The following is a 25,038-nucleotide window of genomic DNA, read 5'->3' as shown; positions in this document are numbered from 1 at the left end:
CACTGTTTAAATAGTGGGGGCTTTTGATTAACTAAATTTTATAGAGTAAATCTTTACCACCATTCCGGTTATATCATATTTTAATCTTAGCACCACAGCGCTATTTGTAATTTTAAAGCATCTGCATATTTTTTAGGATTTAATCCTGTTATTGCTTCACATTTTTCTAAGCGATAAAGTAATGTATTACGATGAATATATAAATACTTAGCGGTTTTGGCAATGTTTAAATCATTTTTAAAAAAGTGTTTTAGTGTTTCAATACTTTGTAAATCTAGTGAACCAAGTACTCGCTTCTTATAGCGCTCTCTAATTTCTTTATCAATTTGGTAAAGTAGTGTTTTTTCTTCAACATCTTCAAATGACATTAATGGTTGATTGTGCTCGTTTAACATAAAGACAAGTTCACATTCTTCATATGCATTTTTAAAATCCTTTAAATGCTTAAATACAAGACTTGATGCCATTTGAATATCTAACTTTAACCTCTTAAAGATTTGATATATATTTTTAACTTTAAAGTCGAGTTCATTTTGTACCTCGCCTGTAATTAAAATGACAATTCTATTGGAATTTGTAAATGCAATAATAAAAGATTGCGTCTCCAATTGACTTGCTAACGTACGAACAATACTATTTTTAGAAAATATTTGCTTCTCTATATTAACAATAATGCATTTTCTAAAAGTATATAACTGTGTATTTAATTGTTGGGTTAAATACTGAATGAAAGATTTTGAGGGTTCACTTTTCAATAATTCTTCAACTAATAATTCCTGACTACGTATGTTACCTTCCAATTCATATGTAAAATAATTTTGATACAGTAATAGTTCTGTGGACATTTTCACGAGATCTGCTATTTGCTCCAATGCTTTAGGATCCCCTGTAATTCCTATAACACCCACGATATTATCTTGAAAAATAATCGGTAAATTCACACCTGCTTGTGTACCTTGCATACCTTCACTCTCACTATCTGAAAATACCATTGTTCGCCCTTCTTCGATAACCATACATGCCCCTTCATGACGTGTGCCAATTCTTGATTTATCATAAGAAGCAAGAATTTCTCCATTAAAATTCATTATATTGATATTGTGTTGTGTTCTTTTTACAGTTTCATCAACGATTAATGCTGCTATATCTGCTGTTAAGACATCCATACGATTATCCCCTATCCTTTTTATACAAATTCAGTGCACTATATTTGTACATTTTAACCCTATTCTGACCAAAATTAAATCGATACAATAAAATAACAACGCAAAAAGAAATCGCTTACAAAGAGGTGTTTAAATTGAAAATTATTCTAGCTCCAGATTCATTCAAAGGAAGTATGTCAGCTACAGAAGTGACACAATTTATGACTGAGAGTATCAGAGAAGTCTATCCATTAGCAGAGATACACGCCTTACCTGTCGGAGATGGTGGCGAAGGAACTATGGAAGCTTTAGTTAATGCTACTACTGGCCAATTTATCCCCGTTAATGTAACCGGTCCGCTAGGTAATAAAGTGCGTGCACAGTACGGAATATTAGGCGATAACGAAACATGTGTCATTGAAATGGCAGAAGCATCTGGCTTAAAGCATGTTCCAGAGCATCGCTTAAATGCTATGCTGACTACAACTTTTGGTACTGGTGAAATAATTAAACATGCTTTAGACAAAGGATATACTAAATTTATTTTAGCTATCGGTGGTTCTGCAACGAATGATGGTGGCGCTGGTATGTTACAAGCGTTAGGTGCACAGTTAATAGATGATTTTGGTAATCAGATCAATTTTGGTGGCGGTAACTTACAACATATTAAGCAAATTGATTTATCTTCTTTCGATGATCGTATTGCACACAGTGAATTTACAATCGCTACAGATGTACAAAATCCATTCATTGGTCCGGATGGTGCTTCTCATGTATTTGCCAAACAAAAAGGTGCTTCGGAAATTGAGCGCCAACAACTAGATAAATATATGGCACATTGGGCAAATATCATAGAAAGTTACACAGGTATTCGTCTACATACCCTACCAGGCGCTGGTGCTGCTGGAGGACTTGGTGGTGCCTTCAAAGCATTTTTTCCAAGTCATTTTGAAGATGGAATCCAAGTCGTTATTGCCCACACTCATTTAGAAAGCTATTTACCGAATGCAGATTTACTAATTACCGGTGAAGGCAAAATAGATTTTCAAACATTTTTTGGAAAAACACCTATAGGGATTGCGAAATGTGCCAAACGCTATAATGTTCCAGTTATTTTTATCGGAGGTACTGTGGATATAGACATTGAACAATATAAAGATTTCGGTGTAGTTAGTGCTTTTAGTTTATCGGATGGTCCAAGGTCACTTGCAGAGACAATAGCAAATTCGGAAAAATTAATAAAAAAAGCAACTAAGAATATTGTAAGAACATTTTTCCATAACTAATCACATATTTAAGGGGATGTTTGTTATGAGAATCAAAGATACAATAGAAAAAATACCTGGGGGATTAATGGTTGTTCCATTACTATTAGGAGCTACTATCAATACAATTGATCAATTACATTTACCTATTATTATGAATACATTAAAATTTTTAGGCGCACCTGAAACAGAAAATGGCAATTATGAAATGTTGCAAATTGGTGGATTTTCCCAAGAACTATTTAAAGATAGTTCTTTAGTACTCATTGCGCTCTTTATCTTCTGCGTAGGGAGCCAAATGAACTTAAAAATCGGTGGTAAAGCTTTAAAAAAGGGTATATTACTTACATCTACGAAATATTTTTCTGGATTAGGTGTCGGTCTATTGCTCGGTAGTATATTTGATCCATGGTCAGGCTTGTTTGGATTATCTACTATAGCTATCATCGCTGCAATGACTAATAGTAATAGCGGTGTGTATGCAGCTTTGACTAGTTCATATGGAAACCGTTCGGATATAGGTGGATTATCTATACTAGCAATAAATGACGGCCCATTACTGACGTTAATATCTTTAGGCTTTATAGGTACAAGTTTCCCGATAATTTCATTTATTTCAGTCCTACTTCCACTGAGTATAGGTATGATTTTAGGTAATTTAGATTCTAAGATTTCGGATTTTTTAAGACCTGGGGAATCTATACTCATACCTTTTTTTGCTTTTTCACTAGGAGCAGGCATGAATTTAGCTGAATTCTTTAATTTTTCTGTGCTATCTGGTGGTTTAACTTTAGCAGTTTTAACATTTATTGGTACTGCAATTACAGGTATTTTAGCATTCAAATTATTTAAAGAAAAAAGCGTCATCGCTCCGATTTCAGAAGCATCTACGGCAGGTAATGCAGTCTCTACACCTGCAGCTGTTGTAGCTGCAGCTTCAACAGCTTTAGCTAATGGTAATTTAAGTCATAGTGAATTTCAAATGATAGAAAAAGTAGCCCCCATCGCTACAGCACAAATTTCAGTTTCTTCTATTACAACAGCGATACTATGTCCAATTGGCGTCATTTTAATAGATAAATATCAAAAAAACAAAGGAATTATTGGTACAGAAGAACATTTTAAAAAAACTAAACCAAAATTTTATAAATTAAAACAGGTAACTGCATCTCGATATCAGTACCGAAATTAAGTTCAAAAGTTAAGGAGGCCCATTTTGAAAACAAATATATTATATGGTCAATCTGAAATTGAATTAGATTTACCTGAACACAGCATACTAATTGAACCCCAAAATATAGCAGCACTTGACGATGATATTGGAGCAATTAAATCATCTTTACAACACCCTATTGGCACTAAACCTTTACAAGAAATGGTTCGATCTGATCAAACTGTATCAATTGTGATAAGCGATATTACTCGTCCTACACCTAATCACATTTTAGTACCTTTACTCATAGAAACACTGAGCCATGTACCTATAGAAAATTTTGTCATTATTAATGGAACTGGTACACATCGTGATCAAACACGAGATGAACTCATTCAAATGCTTGGCGAAGATATCGTTAATAAAGTTAAGATTGTCCATAACCACTGTAATGATAAAGCTGCTTTGAAAAAAGTCGGTCATAGTCGATATGGTTGTGACGTTTATTTAAATAAAGAATATGTAGAATCTGATTTTAAGATTGTCACTGGTTTTATTGAGCCTCATTTCTTTGCTGGATTTTCAGGTGGCCCTAAAGGCATCATGCCAGGAATTGCTGGTATCGAAACAATTATGACTTTTCATAATGCTAAGATGATTGGTGATATACGTTCTACTTGGGGCAATATGTATGACAATCCCGTACAAAATATGACCCGGGAAATAAATGCTATGTGTAAACCGGACTTTATGCTTAACGTTACATTAAATAAGGAAAAGAATATTACTGCAGTATTTTCTGGAGAGTTATATCAAGCACATGATAAAGGCTGTGAATATGCTAAAGCACATGCAATGTTCAAGTGTGAAAAACGCTTTGATGTTGTTATAGCTTCTAATTCAGGTTATCCATTAGACCAAAATTTATATCAAACCGTTAAAGGCATGAGTGCGGCACATAAAGTTGTTAAAAAAGGCGGTAGCATTATTATGTTTTCAGAGTGTATTGATGGATATCCTGACCATGGTAATTTTGCTGAAATCTTGAAAATGGCAGATTCGCCACAGAAATTACTCGATATGATTAATGACCCTAAATTTGGGATGCTTGATCAATGGCAAGTTCAAAAGCAAGCCTCTATTCAAAATTTTGCAGACGTTTATTTATATTCAACGCTTAGCGACCAACAAGCACGAGATGCGATGATACATCCTATTCATAATATCGCTGACACACTCGAAGATCTTGAACATAAATATGGGCAAGATATGTCTATTGGCGTGATGCCTTTGGGTCCACTTACGATTCCATATGTAGAATCATAATTATAGGAGGAAAAACTATGTTAACTAAAATAATGAATAAAGAACAACAATTGGAAACTATCTTAAGTGACATGGAACGTGTCATTGTTGCTTTTTCTGGCGGTGTCGATAGTAGCCTTGTACTAAAAAAAGCCATCGACGTTTTAGGCACTGATAATGTTAAAGCGGTTATAGTAAAATCTGAACTTTTTAGAAATGAAGAATTTGAACAAGCCTATCGCTTAGCGGAAAATTTAAATGCGCATGTTACTGAAACTGAAATAGAAGAGTTAAAAAACCCTTATATTATTGAAAACACTCCGGAAAGTTGGTATTACAGCAAACGCTTATTGTATACACAACTTGAAAATATCAGAGTAGCTAATCACTTTAATTATGTGTTAGACGGTATGATTATGGATGACTTAGATGATTTCAGACCTGGTTTAAAAGCTAGAACTGAATTCAACGTTAGAAGTGTATTACAAGAATCTAACTTATATAAATCAGAAGTAAGAGCAATCAGCAAATCTAATGGCCTCCCAGTATGGAATAAACCGGCCTTATGTAGTTTAGCTTCCCGTATCCCATATGGAGAAACTTTAACTTTTGCTAAAGTAAATAAAGTGAATGAAGCCGAGAAATTCATTTTAAATTTAGGCGTAGATAATGTAAGAGTGCGTTATCATCATAATATTGCCAGAATCGAAGTGCCTGAAAATGATATTTCTACAATTATCCAACTTCGAACACAAATCACACAACGTTTAAAAGCGCTTGGTTTTGATTATGTGACGATAGACATGGAAGGCTATCGCACAGGTAGTATGAACGAAGTTATTCAAACGCACAATGAAATATAACATAGTGAAGGTGGCACAGTTATGACTGAAAAACATGATCCAATTGAATCCTTGCTTAAAGCAGTCAAACATAATACGCTTTCGATTGACGAAGCAAAACAGCAGTTAAGTCACTACGACGAACTTGGTTTTGCTAAAATCGATTTGCACAGAAAGAAACGTCAAGGATTTCCAGAAGTCATTTTTGGAGAAGGTAAAACTAAAGCTCAATTAATTAAAATTATTGAGAGTTTATTGAAGCACAATGAAATTATATTGATTACGCGTATCGATAAGTCAAAAGCAAATGCTATTATCGCACATTATCCACAACTCGAATATCATACTATTGCCAATATTGTATGCACACCTATAGACTCTATCGAAAAAACCAAACACTATGCTTCAATTATTTGTGCCGGTACGTCTGATTTGCCGATAGCCGAAGAAGCTGCGATTACTGCTGAAGTTATGGGTGTCTCTGTGCAACGCTTTTACGATGTTGGTGTATCAGGAATTCATCGCCTATTCGCACATATTGAGGCAATTCGTAAAGGAAAAGTATCCGTTGTAATTGCTGGAATGGAAGGCGCTTTATCTAGTGTAGTCTCAGGTTTGGTTGATCATCCCTTATACTCAGTACCAACGAGTATCGGATATGGCGCGAATCTAGAAGGTGTTACTACCCTTTTAGCTATGATTAATAGTTGTGCGCCTGGTACAAGTGTGTTGAATATCGATAATGGCTTTGGAGGCGGATATAACGCTGCCATGATTGTTAAAATGATTGAAAGTCATTAGAAGCGGAGTGAATTGCAATGACAAAAACTATTTATCTTGATTGTCACGCGGGTATCGCCGGTGACATGCTATTATCTGCTTTAGTTGATTTAGGTGCAGATACAAATTATATTGAACAACAATTGCAACAATTACCTTTGAGTAATTTTAAACTTAATTTTTCAATTCAAAATAAACAAGGTATACAAGCAACAACTTTATCCATTGATTTTGAGGAAGGACATCACCATCGTAAAGCTTCAGATATCTTTAAAATCATTAAACAAAGCTCCTTACCTAAACGTGTTAAACAAAGAAGTTTAGATATCTTTGAAATCATCGCACAAGCAGAGGCTAAGATTCACGGTATGCCTATAGAAGATGTGCACTTTCATGAAGTTGGTGCCATGGATTCGATTATCGATATTATCGGGGGATGCCTTGCACTTGAATCTTTAGATATCGATAAAATATATGCATCCCCCATCCCTACTGGTAACGGAAAAATCAATATCGCCCATGGTATATATCCTGTCCCTGCACCAGCTACTGCTGAAATACTTAAAGGTATTCCACTTGCTTCATTTGATGTTAATAGCGAACTTACAACACCAACTGGAGCGGGGTTTATTAAAGCTTTGGTTTCCGATGTTTGCGCTTTACCTGCTATCACTATGGAACATATTGGCTATGGAGGGGGTACAAAGGACTTTGATTTTCCCAATGTCTTACGTGTAATACAATATACTGAACCTAAAAGTACTCCCACACAAGTTCAAGTACTTGAGTGCCAAATCGATGACATGACACCAGAAATGCTAGGTTTTTTTATTGAACAAGTCATAGATGATGGTGCATTAGATGCTTACTACACACCCGTTACTATGAAAAAAAGTAGACCTGCTATACAACTTACCGTCTTATGTAGTGTTGAAAATGCGCAACACTTCGAAAACTATATACTGAGACACACCACTTCTTTAGGCTTGAGAAGTTTCGCAGTTCATCGCAAAATTCTGCAGCGTCAATTCCAAAAGATACATACTAAGTATGGTGAAATTTCAGTGAAATTAGGCATATTTCAAGATCAAATCATTAAAGCAAAACCTGAATTTGAAGATGTAAAAAATGCAGCGCTCCAGTCTGACGAATCATTTTCAAATGTATACAATCATATACAAAATGAAATTAAAAATCATATTATGACTAATTAAAGTCTATAAACAAAAGCAAGGGTTATAATAGATCGCGCTATGCGTAAGATGTTAGCGCCCTTTCTGTACGATGAATAAGATACGCTTTGTGTTAGTTAGTATTCTTTTGCTTGGTTTATTCTATTTGATTTTCGTTAATCAAAATAACAAAAAAAGAAGCGGGCGCTCTCCTATGCTCCGCTCCCTTCATACTTACGTTTATGTATATTACTTTATTTCTTCTGCTCGTCACTTTCACTTCTTCATTTTAAATATAAAAAGGACTAATCCATTCTCATATGGATTAGTCTTTTATTTTGAGGATGAAATTTATACCCCATCCTCTTTTAATTATTTGTAAGAAGGTCCTACCTTGATATTCGCGCTATCTAAGGCTAATTCTAATACCTCTATCACATGAATACTATGTTCCAACTGTTGACGCACAAAGTCGTAATTTTTATTTTGAATAATTTCAGTGATTTTTACAAATTCTTCATACATTCGGTGTTCATGTTGATTCACTTTAAATACTTGTGTACCACCGGTATGATATTTTAATTCAAACTCATTGAGTTCATTCGTTGGGCCCTTTATCTGGATCGTTGCCGCTTCACCTTGAATATAAGATTGATTATCAGAACTTGAGTCTTTTGCCCCGATACAAACCACTTTCATTCCATCATAATCAAGTTGTAAAATGCCAGACGTATCTATATGGTTTTCTACATTTGCAAAATACGCCACACCTTTAGGCATACCGAAAAGCCCAATGGCCAGATGGATATTATAAACGTTAATGTCCATCAATGCGCCACCACCTTTTTGAGGATCGAAAGCAGGTTGTATAATACCTTGTTTAAAGTTGTCATATCTTGAAGAATACTGTGAATAGTTAAATTGCGCAATTTTACATGTTCCTATTTCTTTTAGTGATTGCTTCAAGACATCAAAGTTACTTAAATAAAGATTCGTAATCGCTTCAATAATGATTACACTATGTGTTTCAGCTAGAGATTTCAACGTTTCCAGTTCTTCTTTTGTTAAAGTAAATGGTTTTTCACAAATCACATTTTTCTGCTGTTCAATTGCTTTTCGAGCATATGTAAAATGTAAGTGATTTGGTACTGCTAAATATATAGTATCTATATTTTCATCTGCTAAAAATTTATCGTAATCTTCATATACTGTTTTAATGTTAAATTGCTTTTGTAAGGCTTCAACGTTTTGAGGATTTCGCCCTGACGAAACAATACTTTGAAAGACGATATCTGGAATTTGTTCCATAATCGGCAATGCCTCTTTAACAATTTTACCTGCGCCTACTATACCAATATTCATATTCTATACCCCTTTTAACTAGAAAATTTATATTACACTTACTAGTAAGCATAATCGTTATCATATTTTTGTCAATTTTAATAAGTTTCTTTACTCTAAATATGATTTAATTAATTCATTTTTTCATACTCATATAAAAAAGGCTGGGACATTAATAGTTTACGCACTGATATCCGTTGAACGGTATACCAATACAAACCATTGACCCAACCTCTTCTTTAAATGACTAAGCAGATTTCCAGATATCTTCAATTTCTTCTAATGTTCTACCTTTTGTTTCAGGGATAAATTTCCAAATAAATATGCCTGATAAAATACTCATCAACGCATAAAAACCATAAGTCATCGTCCCACTGATATCCATCATAAAAGGATATGTAGATGTTATTGTGAAATTCGCAAGCCATTGAACAGCTACAGCTAAAGCCATTGCTGCACTTCTAATTCTATTCGGGAATATCTCTGACAATAATACCCAGATAATTGGTCCCCAACTCATCATAAATTAAGCTGTATAAATGACCATAAAGACTAATGTTATAACACCAAACGTACCATTAGCAGTTAAAATACTCATACCAAGCATGCCTATTGCCATACCTGTTGATCCAATAATCAATAAAGGTTTACGTCCAAACTTATCTACATAAATGATAGCAATGATTGTGAATATTACATTTACAAACCCCATTACTACAGTTTGGATCATCGATGCATGTCCTCCTGCACCTAAGTTTTCAAAAATTCTAGGTGCATAATACAGCGCAACATTGATACCTATAAATTGTTGGAAAATCGATAAAACAATGCCGATAATAATCACTGTTTTACCGAAACTAAATAGTGGTGCTTTTACATCTGTTTTTTTATTTTTAGTTGATAAAATATCATTCAACACTTTTTGTGCATGTTCTTTTGAAAGATATATTTTATTAAGTACTGAAAGCGCATCTTCATTCTTATTCACCAAAGTGAGATATCTTGGTGTCTCTGGCACAAAGAATAGTAATACGAAAAATAGCACTGCTGGTAAAGCGGCTGTCATAAACATATAACGCCAGCCTGTTGAATCAATCCACTGTTGTGTTTCTCCAAATGTTATACCATAGTTTACAAAATATACAACTAACATTCCAAATATAATCGCAAACTGATTCCATGACACAAGTGTCCCTCTTATCGAGGAAGGAGATATTTCACTGATATACATTGGCGAAATTGCAGAAGCTAATCCAACGCCAATGCCCCCTAAAATCCTATAGCAATTAAACATTAACAATAACCCTAAAGTTGATTGTCCAGGTTCAAAAAATATAAACTCTGGGTACCCAGACAATAATGCAGAAATAATAAACAACACTGAAGCTACTTGTAATGAACGCTTTCGACCTAATCGGCTGGAAAAACTTGAAGATAATAATCCACCAATGACACACCCTATTAAAGCACTTGAGACAGTCATACCATGGATAAAACTTCCATAATCAGCTGTTAGATATTTCTGTAATGATTGCTCAGCCCCTGAAATCACCGCAGTGTCATAACCAAATAACAATCCACCTAATGTCGCTATTAATGCAATAGTAAAGATAAACTTCTTATTATTATAAGATGACATGTTCCCATCCCCTTAGTCACTACTTAAATTGAACTAATTCCTTCGATATTTGCTTAGTATTAAAGTACACAGTCTTATAAATTTTATATAAATCTTTATATAGATTAACGTCGTCGTTATGATATGAAACAAAGTCATTATATTTTATCCACGCTCGGCTAATCTCATCAAAATCTTTAAACCATTGTGCTCCCATTGCAGCTAACATCGCAGCACCATAGGCAGGACCTTGTTCCTCTGTTCTCGTAGTGACTTGTGCTTCAAATATATCAGATTGCATTTGCAACCAGTTTTTATTTTTAGCACCTCCGCCGATAGAAACAATTTCAGAGATACATTTACCTTCTTTTTTTATAATTTCTATACTATCTTTAAGTGAAAATGTTATACCTTCTAATACAGCGCGTTTGATATCAGTTAAATTCGTTTTGGCATCTAATCCTACTATACTTCCTCTAATATCAGCATCATTATGTGGCGTACGTTCCCCTAATAAATAGGGTGTATAGATTAATCCGCACGCGCCAATTTTCGTTTGATTAATATCTTTTAAGAATTCATCGAAACTTTCTTCAGCTGCCATTAATTGTTTTAACCATTCTAAACTATATCCTGCCGATAGTGTCACGCCCATAATATATTTTTGATTAGGTACACAGTGATTAAAATAATGTACTTTCCCATCATTTTTATATTCTTTATCATTTTGTATAGATAACGTCACACCAGATGTACCAATACTTACTAGCTGCATACTATCATCAGTGATACCTGCACCTAATGCACCACAAGCATTATCAGCGCCACCTTGATAAACATGAATAGAATTTTCAATACCAATACTTTCCATAATTTCTTTTGTTAATTCTCCACTTTTCCCATGTGATGCTATTACTTCAGGGCAAATAGATGGCTCAATATCTAATTTTTCTAGAATAGCGTTAGACCAGCTTTCTTCTTTCACATTAAACATAATCGTACCAGCTGCATCAGATGGATCAGTAGATATATGCCCGGTCAATTTATATATAACGTAATCTTTAGGCAGCATAAATTTATATATATTTTCAAAGTGGCTTGGCTCATGATTTTTCAACCATATAAGTTTCGGTAATGTAAAACCTTCTAACACAGTATTTTGCGTGTGTTCTAATAAAAATTCTAAACCGAGTTGTGTTTTAATATTTTCTACTTCATCAGACGTGCGCGTGTCATTCCATAATATAGCTGGTCTAATCACGTCACCTTTACGGTTCACTACAACTAGACCATGCATTTGACCAGAAAAACTTATACCGGATATCAAATTTGAATCGTATTTAGCCATTAAATGTTTCAAACTATCTAACGTCGCTTCGTACCAAATATTAGGATCTATTTCGCTATATCCTGTATGAGGATGTTGTGTTTGATAAGAGATGCTGTAACTATCTACTACCTGACCTGTTTGATTAACAACGATACTCTTGAGTCCACTCGTCCCAATATCCATTCCAATCACATATTTTTCCATATTTAATCCCCATTATTTATATTTAAAATATATTGATTTATTTGTGCCTTAATAACTTCTAAATGGTCTGATTCATTGGTGATTTCAGACAAATTCAAAGCATATTTTTCTAATTCGGCAAATGAAGTTTGGTCATCTACAATTTTCTGACCGATACCTGTCGTATATGATTGATATTTATCTTTAACAATATTTTCAAAGAATTGATCGTCTATCATTTTATAAGCAATTCTTAAACCTAACGCAAAAGCATCCATACCAGCAATATGTGTCAATACTAAATCTTCTTGTTTAAATGAGGTACGTCTTGGTTTAGCATCAAAATTAAGACCACCAGATGACAATCCTCCATTTTTCAATATTTCGTACATGGCTAATGTTGTATCATAAATATCCGTAGGAAACTCATCTGTATCCCACCCTAATTGTGGATGTCCTTGGTTAGCATCTACAGAACCAAGCATTTGATTATCTCTGGCATATCTCAATTCATGTTGGAATGAATGACCAGCTAGTGTTGCATGATTTGCCTCAATATTAAATTTAAAATCTTTGTCTAAACCATACTTTTGAAGAAATGCATGTGCTGTTGCAACATCTGTATCATATTGATGTGTTGTGGGTTCTTTCGGTTTAGGTTCAATTAAGAACTGGCCATTAAATCCTATTTCTTTAGCATATGCTATTGCTAATTTAAAGAATTTTGCTAAATTATCTAATTCTAACTTCATGTCTGTATTTAATAAACTTTCATAACCTTCTCTTCCACCCCAAAAGACAAAATTCTCTGCACCTAAAGTTTTAGCTATTTCAAGAGATTTCTTTACCTTAGCTGCAGCGTATGCGAACACGTCTGCATTAGAAGATGTTGCTGCACCATGTACAAATCTTTGATGTGTAAAATTATTAGTAGTATTCCAAAGCAGCTTTTTACCTGTTTCATCCATTTTTTGTTTAATTAAAGAAACAATTTCATCTAAATTCTCATTAGATTCTTTTAAGTTTTCACCTTCTGGCGCAATATCAATGTCATGGAAACAAAAATATTCAATGCCCGTTTTTTCCATAAATTCAAAAATAGCTTCTACCCTTGCTTTTGCTTTATCCATGTCATTTAACTCATCCCAATCACGTTCTGCTGCTCCCACTCCAAAAGGATCTGATAAGTCAGCTGTGAATGTGTGCCAATAAGCTACACTAAATCTTAAATGTTCTGACATCGTTTTATTTCCAAATTTCTCCTCTGGATTATAATACTTAAAACTAAACGGATTGTTCGATTTAGGACCTTCGTACTTAACTTTTTCAATATCAAAATATGTCATTTGAATTCCTCCTGAAGAATTTTTGGTTAGTTTGTTTATTAAACTAACTAACTTTTTATTTAATATAACACCTCCCTCACTTTTTGTAAACGCTTTCGTTAATTCTAATTAAAAAAAGTCTCTCAACAAGTGTTGAAAGACTTTAATGCTTTTTTAAAAATTAAGTTTGATATGTTCAATATCTAATAATTTTTGCGTTATAGCTAACGCCGCGCCTAGTAATGTTGCATATTGTACATTAGACGTTAATTTTATATGTACTTTTTTACTTGTATATATAATAAATTCATTTTTGATGTCTTCTAATATTTCAGGAATTTCATTAATAAGTGGACAATTAATATATATTGCTTCAGGGCTAATTTGTGTATTCAGATTATGTATTAAGATAGCAATTCTAGTTGAAAATTGTTTAATTTCTTCAGTAATGATTGGATTGTGGTCATAGTATAAATCTTTAATCTTATCAATAGATACTTCGCTTTGCATCCTACTATTGATGGTTTGAATCAATGCTTCCTGTGAGCATAGATCTTCGATTTTGTAATAAACCTTTTCCCCATTTTCATAAGTGGATACCAAAGTTTTACCTATTTCTCCAGCTTCACCATTTGTACCTCTATACAATTTTTTATCAATAATTAACCCTGCACCAATACCTTTATGTATACTCAATGTGATTAAATTATTAATATTTTTATGACTACCATAATCTCTTTCGTAAATAGCTGATAAGTTAGCTTCATTTTCAACAATCACAGGAACATCGGCAATTGTTTTTAATTTTTCAGTTATAGAAATATTTTCAATATCGTGAAATGGTAAATGAGTAATCTCTTGGTTATCATTTACGATACCATGAATAGAAATAGACATCCCCAATAAGCCATAATTTGTTTGATATTTCTCTTCTGAATCAATATGGTTTGCTAACACTTCTAAAATACTACTCATTTTATTATTAGTTAGTGGTATCGATTCATGCTTTAATATCTTTCCATCAAAATAATTATACATTAATTCAATGGAATGGTATGCAATATCCATAGATATGACATATCCAAAATGAGGGTTAATCTCTAAAAGAATTGGTTTACGTCCTCCACTTTTAGTACTTTTACCTTGTCCGACTTCATTAACAAAACCTTTATCCTTTAATTTATTTAAAATATTAGAAATAGTTGCCTTGTTAATTCCCAAGTTTTTTGATATTTGAATTCTAGAAATCAATTTATTTTTAAATATTTGCTGTATCACTCGCTTTTGGTTTTCATCTAATTTAAGCACGTTTAATTCATCCAAATTGCTTCACCTCTCAAAAATAGCAATAAATACAACATTTTCACTTACTATAAACTATAGCATAACGTAAAATAGATTGATAAATAAAAAAAGGCTAACTCATCTATATAGTTAGCCTCATTTTATATTATTATACAAAAACTTTGTCTTTGTCTTTGTCACATTGTTTATTATCACCAATGCTTTCAATTTCTTCTAATGTTTTACCTCTAGATTCTGGAACACATTTTTTAACAAACACTACACCTAACATACAAATTATCCCGAAAATGGCAAACACAATTTCTTGAGAAAAATAAGCTGTCATAATTGGGAACAATAACCCCACCATAAATGATCCTATCCAGTTTAACGAAGAAGCGAAACCAGACGCAAATCCTCTTATTGTTAATGGGAATATCTCTCCAACGATTACCCAAGTAAGTGGTGCCCAAGTGAACGAATAAAAGGCAACATAGATACTTAAAAATACTACAATAATAATTGGGTTTACATTGGGAATAATCATTTTGATAAATACTGGTAATATAAAGGATAATCCCATTACTGTTCCACCTAATATTAACAAAGTTCTTCTGTTGAATTTATCTGCAATACATATAAATAACAATGATCCAAGTACTAAAATAATACCTTGAATAATTGGCCATAACAATGCTGAACTTGCCGAACTGCCTGTTGCTTGTTCAACAATTAAAGGTATATAGTAAAAAATTGCATTCGCACCTTGGAATTGTTGAAATGCTGCTACACCTAAACCTGCAACAACTAAGTATTTATATTTACTATTAAACAGTGTGCTCAAGGTATGATTTGTCGTCAATTTACTTTCTTTTTGAATGGTTGTTTGAATTTCTTCCAATTCATTTTTAATATCACCTTGTTTTCTTAAATTTAACAGTACATGTTTAGCTTCTTCGAACTTTTGATTTTTTATTAAAAATCTTGGAGATTCTGGTAATCTTAATACACCTAAAAATAATATTAATGCTGGTACCGCTGCTACACCTAGCATTAATCTCCATCCTAATTCTACAGGTAAATCTCTTAATAAATAATCGACAATATATGACAAGAGCATTCCAGAAACAATCATAGTTTGATTTAACCCTGAAAGTTGCCCTCTATACTTTGCTGGTGCCATTTCAGACATATATGCAGGTACTAAAGCTGATGCTGCACCAACCGCTAATCCTAAAATTATTCTTGAGAAAATCAAAAAGTAACTACCTTCATGTGGTGCTATACCAGATAATATAGACCCTACGATGAAAATTAATGCAGAGATTAATATCATTTTTCGACGTCCGAGTCTATCTGATAATCTTCCAGCTAATATTCCCCCAAATATAGCTCCTAACATTACAGAAGAAGTAATTAAACCTATAATAAATCCACTTTCTATACCCCAATCTTCTCTCAAAAATGGTAAAGCTCCAGTCATCACACCAATGTCATAACCAAATAGTATACCCCCAAATGCACCAAAGAAATATATAAAACTATTGGACACCTTACTATTCGTTTTCATCCCATTCACCCTCTTTTTGTAATTCGCAAAACAAGTCGCTTGTTATCGTATTAATGCATACTCTGCATCAAACATTTTCATAAGTGTTACTAATTGATTGGTATTGAGTTCAAGTGATAATACCGTATGGTGGCCACCGCCTTCTTCAATCCAGCTTTTCACGCCCTCTTCTAATGATGGTTTGACTTTCCATAATACTCTCGCAACTGGCAAGTTCGGTGCTGGCGCTGTTAATGTTTCCGCAGTGATTTCATTTACGATAAATTTAAAGTGTGTCCCCAAATCTAGCATCGTAACTACTACGCCATCTCCTGCTTTACCATCAAAAACAAGACGGGCAGGGTCATTTTTATCTCCTATACCTAATGGATTTACTACGATTTTTGGTCTTTCTCCTGCTAACGTTGGATCAACTTCTAACATGTGAGAACCTAAAATACGTTGTTGATTACTTCTCAGATCATAAGTGTAATCTTCCATAAATCCTGTTGATTTATTTTGAGTTGCAATTTTCAATAATCTGTCTAACGCTGCCGTTTTCCAGTCGCCTTCACCTGCAAAGCCATACCCTTGTTCATTCAATCTTTGTACCGCTAATCCAGGTAATTGCTTCATCCCATGTAAGTCTTCAAAGTTTGTAGTGAAGGCTGTATATGCGCCATCATCTAAGAATTTTTTAATCGCAACTTCATATTTAATTTGTTCAATGACTGATTCATTGAATTTTTCAACTGAATAATCTCTGTAATCAAAATCATACAGCTGTTGATACGTTTCAAATTGTTCATTAATTTCACTATCTGAAACCTCGTTAACATAAGCTACTAAATCTCCAATTCCGTAGTAGTCTACAGTCCAACCAAATTTGATTTGGGCTTCTATTTTATCTCCATCTGTAACTGCAACATTTCGCATATTATCACCAAATCTTGCTACTTTTAAGTTGAAACTTTCATTATATGCATTTGCAATAAGCATCCATTCTCTGACCTTAATCTGAGTACCTTCATCTTTCCAATGCCCAAATACAATCTCATTATTTTTATTTAATCGTTTGTTTATATAACCATATTCTCTGTCACCATGAGCTGATTGGTGTAAGTTCATATAATCCATATCAATGTTTTCCCAGGAAATATCATTGTAGAATTGCGTCGCTAAGTGTAATAATGGCTTTTGTAATAACTGTGTTCCTTGTATCCACATTTTGGCTGGAGAAAATGTATGCATCCATGTCACTACACCTGCTATTTCTTCTCTGTAATTTACTTCTTTCATAATGTCTGTAATTACATCTGCAGAAGTTGCCAATTGTTCATGCAATTCTAATTTAAAAGGTAAATTGGCATTTTCATTTAAATAGTCAGCAATTACTTGTGCATCTTCTCTTACTTGTTCTAAAGCTTCTTTCCCATACAGTTCTTGTGATCCTATAACAAACCAAAACTTTTTATTGTTAGTCATAAAATTTCCTCCTTAATTTTGTCCATAATATGCGTTTTTTCCATGTTTACGTTCATAATGTTTATCTAATATTTCTTGTGGCAATGCTGGAGCTTCTTGGTTAAGTTGTTTAGAAAATAAATTCATTTTACATACTTCTTCAAGTACTACTGCATTCATCACAGCGTGCGCACAATCTTTTGCCCAAACAAAAGGTGCATGCCCTTGTAATAAAACGGCAGGTACTTCATTTGGTTTAATATTCTTATCTTCAAATGTTTCAACTATGAGTTTTCCTGTTTCATACTCATAATTACTATTTACTTCTTCGGCAGTTAAAAATCGCGCACAAGGTACTGCACCATAAAATGTATCTGCATGTGTTGTACCCATTGCTGGAACATCCATTCCAGCTTGTGCCCATACCGTCGCCCAAGGAGAATGTGTATGTACTACACTTCCAATGCCCTCAAATGATTTATAAAGTACCGCGTGTGTAGGCATATCCGACGATGGATTTAAATTACCTTCTACTACTTCACAGTTCAAATTACAAACAACCATGTCGTCAGCACTCATTTCATCGTAATCAACACCGCTAGGTTTGATGACAAATAGTTGCGTTGCTTCATCAAATCCACTGACATTTCCCCACGTATATTTAATTAATCCTCTTTGAGGAAGTTCTAAATTTGCTTGATAAACTTCTTGTTTTAATTTTTCTAGCATTTTATTCACCCTCTAGATATTTATTCATCGATTGTTCTATAGGCAAGGCTTTTATTGTCTTTTCAATATAATGATTAAAGTTATCCACATCTTTCTTTTGAGGTGTTAGCGTTGTCTCATCTGCAGTAGCAAACACCCTTTCGCTTAAGAATGCTTCTAATGTTGTCTTGTGCTTTAATGTAGCGAACTGTGCTAAGACACTTATCCCCCATGCTCCACCTTCACTGGCATGCTTCATCACTGTGATTGGAGCATCCATAGCAGCAGCTAAAACTGACTGTGCAATACCTTCTGTTTTAAAAATGCCACCATGTGCAATCAGCTTATTTATTGTTATATTTTCATTATTTTTTAATAAATCCATACCTATTTTCAACGTACTGAATGCACTAAATAATTGCATTTTCATAAAGTTTGCTATCGTAAAGTTATGGTTCGGTTCTCTTATAAATAATGGGTAACCAACTTCAACATTGGTAATATTTTCTCCTGATACATATCCATAAGATAATAAGCCTCCTAAGTCATCATCACTCTTTTCAGATGCCTTTAAAATTTGTCCGTACAAATCATCTTGTGAAAAGTTCACGCCCATTGTTTTAAAAAGCTCTTCAAATAAATTCATCCAAGCATTGATTTCTGATGTACAGTTATTTGAATGAATCATCGCTACTTCACTGCTTGACGGTGTAGCAACAATATCAACTTCTGGGTATACCTTTTGAAGTGAATGATCTAGGACAATCATTGCAAAAGCACTCGTACCCGCTGATATATTACCTGATTGTGGCGTAATGGCATTCGTGGCTACCATTCCAGTGCCTGCATCCCCTTCTGGTGGACACATAATACATCCAGGCTCTAAGTTGCCCTCTGGATCAAGTAGTTGTGCACCTTCTTTAGTAAGATATCCCGCTACTTCACCAGCTGATTTAATTGAAGGTAACATGTCACACATTGATTTATTAAATCCATGTGCTTGTAATAACTGGTCAGCTTTGGCTAATAAATCTTTTCTATAACTTTGGTTTTGGACATCTACAGGGAACATCCCCGATGCATCCCCAATACCTAATACTTTTTCACCTGTTAAATACCAATGAATATAACCCGATAGCGTAGTTATATAATTCACGCTTGAAACGTGTGTTTCCTTGTTTAATATTGCTTGATATAAGTGTGCAACACTCCATCTTTCAGGTATATTATATTTAAATACTTCTCGAAGTTTCTGTGCCGCTTCTGTCGTATAGCTATTTCTCCATGTTCTAAAAGGTACCAATAAGTCTTCATATTCATTAAATGCTAAGTAACCATGCATCATACCACTTATGCCAATACTATTTATCGTTTTCAACGTTAAACCATATTGTGTTTGGAATGTTGTTGCCATATCTTTATAACTTTTTTGTATTCCAATCCAGATATCATTTACAGAATATGTCCAATAACCGTTTGTAAATTGATTCTCCCATTCATAATAGCCAGATGCTAAAGTATTGAATTGTTCATCAATCGCAACCGTCTTAATTCTTGTGGATCCAAACTCTATGCCTATTGAAATACCTGAGCTATCCTTCAATTGTGTAGCCCTTTGCATTATTAACACCTTCTCTTGTAATCGTTTTCATTAACATCATAGAATATTTGTCCGTACATGTCAACACAAATTATTTTTTGTCCGTATAAGTAATACATTAAAAAAAGCCTAATACTATTAGGCTTGGGTTTAACTACTATTTAACTGAATTTCTTTCAATAATGTATGTATCAATCAATTCTGAAGGCTGCATTTTTCCGGTTTCAATCGTTTTTAACATCCAATTCGCTGCCTTTTCACCTAGCAACTCTTGAGGATGGGATGTTGTCGTTAATTTTATATCATCTAACTTACTAAGTACTGAATTATCTTCACCTACGATAGATATATCCTCTGGGACAGAAACCCCTATTTTTTCTAGGTTTTTCATAATATAATATGCGATTTGATCGTTATAACAAACTACAGCAGAGATATTAATTTGTTTGTCTTTAACATGTTGAATAAATTGGTTTAACACAGAATCTTTACTTTCTGTATCATAGGTATAGATATATTCACCTTTAAATACTTTATGATTGCTCTCAAAAGCATTGAAATATCCTTTCATTCGTAACTTACCCTGATTGTCATCAATTTTAGTAATTAATGCGATATTATCATGACCTTTATCTATTAAATATTTTGTAGCTAAATGCCCTGATTTAATATCATCAATAGCAATATAGGGTAAATTCAACTCTTCATACTTTGCATTTATAGATAATATTGGGATATGACGTTGTTTAAATAATGAATAGTAAGATAAATTAGGATTATATATATTACTCTTAGTAGGCTCAACGATTAGCCCTTTAATACCTTGATTCAACATCATTTCTAGACATTGTCTTTCATCAATATGATTATTATTAGTGCTGGCTAATATTAATGAATAACCATTTTCTCTTAATACTGTTTCTATACCACGAATGATACTTGGAAATATATAATCAGATAGATATGTGACAATAAGTCCGATTTTCTTTGAATTGTTTTTTTGATCTAAATTCAAATACTCATAACTTACGTACGATCCGGAACCTTTTCTTTTCTTTATGTATCCTTCAGTCACAAGTAATTCCATCGCTTGCCTAATCGTGTATCGACTGACACTGTACATGGTTTGAAAGTCTTTTTCCGTAGGTAATAAAGTACCTACTTGGTAGTCTTTACTAATTATTTTGCTTTTAATTTCATCCGCTATCACTTGATATTTGGGCTTATTCATAAATACAATCTCCTAGTTCTACCGTTATATTATTAATAATTTCAAGTATAGCATACAAAATAAATTCACTTCTTCTCTCTTGTTATAGTATTGTTCTACTATATGTAAAATGATTATGGTTTGTGTGAAATGCTATACTACGATTCCCTTTTCACTTTGCATCATACATGGTTTAATGACACTAATAAAGAAAATTTGATTATAGATTGGTAATTCTATTAATTGAAATATCAACTTTCCAATCATTTAACTGATTTCAAATGACCTTATGACAAATGCACTTTTATTTTACAATATTTCATGTATAAAAAAGCACCAGTAACATCTATCATGTTATCGGTGCTTTTAGTTAACATTATATTTATTTGATTAACCGTTCTGTTTTGCAAATGCTTGTCCAATAGCATTGAGTTTTATTGGGGCATCATGTACGCCCATCTTCACTTCGATTAAATGCATCATATGAGGTTGTTCATTAATTTGGTCAAAGGCTTGTTGCAATGATTCGCTAGTAGAAACATCATGAACACTCACTTCATCAGCACCGCCAAACACTGTAGGTAATAATTTATAGTCCCACATTTTAATGTCATTATACACAGCATGTTCACCATGAATCTTACGCTCTACTGTGTAGCCATCATTATTAATTATAAAGATAACTGGCTTAACTTTTTCTCTAATCATTGTCGACATTTCTTGTACTGTGAGTTGCAATGACCCATCACCAATTAGTAGCACATTTCTTCGATTAGGATCCGCTATTTGTGTGCCTAGTGTCGAAGGTAGTGTATAACCTATAGAACCCCATAGTGGTTGTCCAATAAATTTATTAGTACTGTATAATGCTAAATCATATGCCCCAAAGAAAGAAGTTCCCTGCTCAGCGATAACGACGTCATCGTCTTTAATAAAATCTTGCATCATTTTAAAGTAGGTCGCTTGAGTCAAAGGATCACGATTCAATTCATAGTCTTGTGATTTTGGACGTTGATATTTTGGAAAATCTGAATGATTCACATAATCTATTGAGATTAAAGCATCTAGTAATTCTGAAAGTGTAATATGCTCATTTTCCGTTTCATTCATTTTAAAATTACGATGGTTCATCATTACTACATCATCTATGTCAAATTGGTAAGAATAACCGGCTGTTGCCGAATCAGTCAATTTAGCTCCAATATTTAAAATTGCATCGCTTTGATCTACATAATCTCTAATTCCTTCTTCTGCTAAAATACCGTCATAAACCCCCATATAGTATGGGTGTTCTTCATTAAATGCACCTTTACCTAATGATAATTGTGCAACTGGAATATGTGTTTTTTCTACAAATTCCACAAATTTTTTGTGTAAATTAAAACTGTTAATTTCATGACCTACAATAATTACAGGGTGATCTGCGCTTTGCAATTTTTCTTTAACCATATTGATATATTTTTCAGTATCTTTAAACTGATTATCGTCAAATTGAAATGCTTCAGTTACTTCTATTTCAATCGCTGCTACATCAATAGGTAGATGTATGTGCACTGGTCTTTTTTCATTAATAGCCGCTTTAATTACTCTTGGAATTTCAATTTGTGCGTTTTCAGGTGCGATATACGCTTGTGCTGTTGTAATTGGTTCGTACATTTTTCTATAGTCATCAAAATTCCCTTCTCCTAAAGAATGATGGACATATTTACCTGCACTTTCTACCTTACGTGTTGGCGCGCCAGTAATTTGTATAACTGGGACACGCTCAGCAAAGGCCCCTGCAATTCCGTTAACTGCACTTAATTCACCGACGCCAAACGTTGTAACCATGGCTCCAATACCTTTAATGCGTGCATAACCGTCTGCAGCATAACTTGCATTTAATTCATTTGTATTACCAATCCATTCCATGTCATCTCTACTTATAATATCGTCTAAAAATGTAAGATTAAAATCTCCAGGAACTCCGAAAACTTTGTCCACGCCTACAGCACTAATACAGTCCATTAAATATTGCCCTATACGTTTTTTCATACATCATTTCCCCTTTTTATCTTTCTTTACTACACTACAAACGTAACTCAAACAATAAAAAAGGTCAACTATATTGACTTAAATAAATAGTTTAACTTTCTGCTTTTAATTCTAATTGGTGAATCATATGCATCAACATTTCATTGTTAGGCGTTGGTATGCCAACTTTTTTTCCATATTTTACGATTTGACCATTTAAATAGTCTATTTCTGTTAATCTTCCTTTGTATAGATCTTGATGCATAGATGGATAATGTAACCCTTGAGCCTCTATAGGGTATGCTGCCTCAATCTTATTAACTAAAGTTTCAAAATCAAGTTCCAAACCCCTTGCTTTAGCGACTGCAACGATTTCTTCAATAACAGGTTCAATCATTTGTCGTGTATTAGGATATTGTGAGAATTGATTAATTGTCTTATCTAAAATTGTACATAATGGATTGAGTACACTATTTAACGTTGCTTTCGACCAAATGGATTGAAAGACATCGTCACTAATCTTTGAATTTAATTTAGCTTCATTAAAAACGTTGTTAATCTCAATCGTACGTTGATCTTCGTGGCCATCTGAGCGTTGCAATTCAATCGTACCTGTACCTTCTAAGAGTAATTGGCCCGGCCCTTTAAGACCAGCCGTCCACATCGTTACCGCTAAAAATATTTGGGATTTCGGAACAATATTTGCGAACCGTTCATCATGCCCAAGACCATTCATCATGGTCAGAATTGCAGTATCTTCTTTAATTGCATGTGCTATATTGAGTTTTTTAATCATCGTTTCTGAATCCATAGCTTTAGTCAAAACAATAATTAAATCATAAGTGTCAGTGACTTGTTCTGGGTATCGTGCTTTAATGTCATATTGATATGTACTTGTTTCCGTTTGGACGCTCATACCCTCTTTATTGATACATTCAATATGTTCAGCCCATTCATCCACTAGCGTAACATCATACCCAGCTTGTGCCATTTGTATACCTACACGTCCACCCATTGCACCAGTTCCTGCTATTGCTATTTTATACATCTAAATCCCCCTTTGTTTATCTATCTTTATCGTAGAATGAATTGATTTACCACGCAACCCATCCACAACAATGAAAAAAGCACAGCTCGTGAGCTGTGCTTAACAATATGCTATATGCTTTATTCTATTTCATCTTTTAAGTATTTAACTTCTTGAAAACCTGTGCGGTATGAAGCAAATTCTTCCATAATAGCATACCAATCGTTACCCACTTTTTTTTGAATTTCTTGGAATAAGTCATTTTGTGCTTTATTAAGTTCCTTAACCAACTTTGTACCTTTTTCTGTAGGGTATAACGCTTTAATTCGCTTGTCCGCTTCAGTTTGCTTTTCTATAATATATGCTTCATCTTTTAATTTTTTAAGGGCTGCATGACTACCTTGTTTTGAAATTTCCATACTTTTCAATAAATCTTTGATAGTAATTCCAGGGACTTTTTCTATAAAAAATAAAAATCTATGATGTTGTCTATTTAAACCATACGCTTCAATAATTTCATCCGCTGTATTTATAAATGTTTTATATGCAAAATAAAACAGCAAATTTTCATAATCATTATTATTTCCTTCCATTACTCACATTCCTTTACAACCGATATATACTATTTTAAACATTTTCATCACAATGATACGAACATCTTTATCTTATCACTATTAACCTATTTTTAAAGTATAACTTTCCATTGTTCAATAGAATAAAGTGA

The 25,038-nt window shown here is 33.5% G+C and carries 19 protein-coding genes and 1 pseudogene; 6 read left to right on the top strand and 14 right to left on the bottom strand.

Annotated features, from left to right (window positions below; translation table 11 throughout):
* Window positions 1–86: 86 nt before the first annotated feature.
* Entirely contained in the window at window positions 87–1,166 is a 1,080-nt protein-coding gene (locus PYW31_RS01060) for a CdaR family transcriptional regulator (protein WP_046837499.1), read from the bottom strand.
* Window positions 1,167–1,300: 134 nt separating this feature from the next.
* Between PYW31_RS01060 and PYW31_RS01055 the strand changes: the two genes are divergently transcribed.
* Genes PYW31_RS01055 through larC form a run of 6 tightly spaced genes read left to right on the top strand, consistent with a single transcriptional unit; the run spans window position 1,301 to window position 7,704 of the window.
* On the top strand, window positions 1,301–2,431 hold the full coding sequence (locus PYW31_RS01055; protein WP_046837498.1) for a glycerate kinase: 1,131 nt from the start codon (window positions 1,301–1,303) through the stop codon (window positions 2,429–2,431).
* A gap of 25 nt (window positions 2,432–2,456) precedes the next feature.
* Window positions 2,457–3,602, top strand: coding sequence for a 2-keto-3-deoxygluconate permease (locus PYW31_RS01050; protein WP_046837497.1), 1,146 nt, complete (start codon window positions 2,457–2,459; stop codon window positions 3,600–3,602).
* 24 nt (window positions 3,603–3,626) lie between these two features.
* Window positions 3,627–4,889 carry a nickel-dependent lactate racemase gene (gene larA / locus PYW31_RS01045; protein ID WP_046837496.1) on the top strand — a complete coding sequence of 421 codons (1,263 nt, stop codon included), beginning with the start codon at window positions 3,627–3,629 and terminating at the stop codon, window positions 4,887–4,889.
* A gap of 17 nt (window positions 4,890–4,906) precedes the next feature.
* Entirely contained in the window at window positions 4,907–5,731 is an 825-nt protein-coding gene (gene larE, locus PYW31_RS01040) for an ATP-dependent sacrificial sulfur transferase LarE (protein WP_046837495.1), read from the top strand.
* Window positions 5,732–5,752: 21 nt separating this feature from the next.
* The gene (gene larB / locus PYW31_RS01035; RefSeq protein ID WP_046837494.1) at window positions 5,753–6,511 is read left to right on the top strand and encodes a nickel pincer cofactor biosynthesis protein LarB; all 759 of its coding nucleotides are present in this window, start codon (window positions 5,753–5,755) and stop codon (window positions 6,509–6,511) included.
* A 17-nt stretch (window positions 6,512–6,528) separates the two neighbouring features.
* The gene (gene larC, locus PYW31_RS01030; RefSeq protein WP_046837493.1) at window positions 6,529–7,704 is read left to right on the top strand and encodes a nickel pincer cofactor biosynthesis protein LarC; all 1,176 of its coding nucleotides are present in this window, start codon (window positions 6,529–6,531) and stop codon (window positions 7,702–7,704) included.
* Between the two features lie 330 nt (window positions 7,705–8,034).
* Here larC and PYW31_RS01025 read toward each other — a convergent pair whose 3' ends face one another.
* The 13 genes and pseudogenes from PYW31_RS01025 to PYW31_RS00965 all read right to left on the bottom strand — a co-directional run bounded on the left by PYW31_RS01025 (window position 8,035) and on the right by PYW31_RS00965 (window position 24,907).
* Window positions 8,035–9,024, bottom strand: coding sequence for a Gfo/Idh/MocA family protein (locus tag PYW31_RS01025; protein WP_046837492.1), 990 nt, complete (start codon window positions 9,022–9,024; stop codon window positions 8,035–8,037).
* A 226-nt stretch (window positions 9,025–9,250) separates the two neighbouring features.
* Window positions 9,251–10,642: pseudogene (gene xylE / locus PYW31_RS01020) on the bottom strand (D-xylose transporter XylE).
* Between the two features lie 19 nt (window positions 10,643–10,661).
* The gene (gene xylB, locus PYW31_RS01015; RefSeq protein ID WP_046837491.1) at window positions 10,662–12,155 is read right to left on the bottom strand and encodes a xylulokinase; all 1,494 of its coding nucleotides are present in this window, start codon (window positions 12,153–12,155) and stop codon (window positions 10,662–10,664) included.
* 2 nt (window positions 12,156–12,157) lie between these two features.
* Window positions 12,158–13,480 (bottom strand): xylose isomerase, encoded by a 1,323-nt coding sequence (gene xylA / locus PYW31_RS01010; protein ID WP_046837490.1) that lies wholly within the window; start codon window positions 13,478–13,480, stop codon window positions 12,158–12,160.
* 153 nt (window positions 13,481–13,633) lie between these two features.
* Window positions 13,634–14,782, bottom strand: a complete 1,149-nt coding sequence (locus tag PYW31_RS01005; RefSeq protein WP_073505399.1) for an ROK family transcriptional regulator — start codon at window positions 14,780–14,782, stop codon at window positions 13,634–13,636.
* A 130-nt stretch (window positions 14,783–14,912) separates the two neighbouring features.
* Complete coding sequence (locus tag PYW31_RS01000) at window positions 14,913–16,313, bottom strand: sugar porter family MFS transporter (RefSeq protein WP_046837489.1); 1,401 nt, start codon at window positions 16,311–16,313, stop codon at window positions 14,913–14,915.
* Between the two features lie 42 nt (window positions 16,314–16,355).
* Entirely contained in the window at window positions 16,356–17,777 is a 1,422-nt protein-coding gene (gene araA, locus PYW31_RS00995) for an L-arabinose isomerase (protein WP_046837488.1), read from the bottom strand.
* A gap of 12 nt (window positions 17,778–17,789) precedes the next feature.
* Complete coding sequence (locus tag PYW31_RS00990) at window positions 17,790–18,485, bottom strand: L-ribulose-5-phosphate 4-epimerase (RefSeq protein WP_046837487.1); 696 nt, start codon at window positions 18,483–18,485, stop codon at window positions 17,790–17,792.
* 1 nt (window position 18,486) lies between these two features.
* Window positions 18,487–20,085, bottom strand: a complete 1,599-nt coding sequence (locus PYW31_RS00985) for a xylulokinase (protein ID WP_046837486.1) — start codon at window positions 20,083–20,085, stop codon at window positions 18,487–18,489.
* A 136-nt stretch (window positions 20,086–20,221) separates the two neighbouring features.
* Window positions 20,222–21,295 carry a GntR family transcriptional regulator gene (locus PYW31_RS00980; RefSeq protein ID WP_046837485.1) on the bottom strand — a complete coding sequence of 358 codons (1,074 nt, stop codon included), beginning with the start codon at window positions 21,293–21,295 and terminating at the stop codon, window positions 20,222–20,224.
* A gap of 369 nt (window positions 21,296–21,664) precedes the next feature.
* Complete coding sequence (locus tag PYW31_RS00975) at window positions 21,665–23,308, bottom strand: alpha-keto acid decarboxylase family protein (RefSeq protein WP_046837484.1); 1,644 nt, start codon at window positions 23,306–23,308, stop codon at window positions 21,665–21,667.
* Between the two features lie 91 nt (window positions 23,309–23,399).
* Window positions 23,400–24,335, bottom strand: a complete 936-nt coding sequence (locus PYW31_RS00970; protein WP_046837483.1) for a ketopantoate reductase family protein — start codon at window positions 24,333–24,335, stop codon at window positions 23,400–23,402.
* A gap of 119 nt (window positions 24,336–24,454) precedes the next feature.
* Window positions 24,455–24,907, bottom strand: a complete 453-nt coding sequence (locus tag PYW31_RS00965) for a MarR family winged helix-turn-helix transcriptional regulator (protein WP_046837482.1) — start codon at window positions 24,905–24,907, stop codon at window positions 24,455–24,457.
* Between the last annotated feature and the right edge of the window lie 131 nt (window positions 24,908–25,038).

Origin of the sequence: Staphylococcus succinus (assembly GCF_029024945.1) — a bacterium.
Classification (GTDB): Bacteria; Bacillota; Bacilli; order Staphylococcales; family Staphylococcaceae; genus Staphylococcus; species Staphylococcus succinus.
Note: the sequence above shows the minus strand (reverse complement) of the source record. Positions and strands in the feature narration are given on the sequence as shown.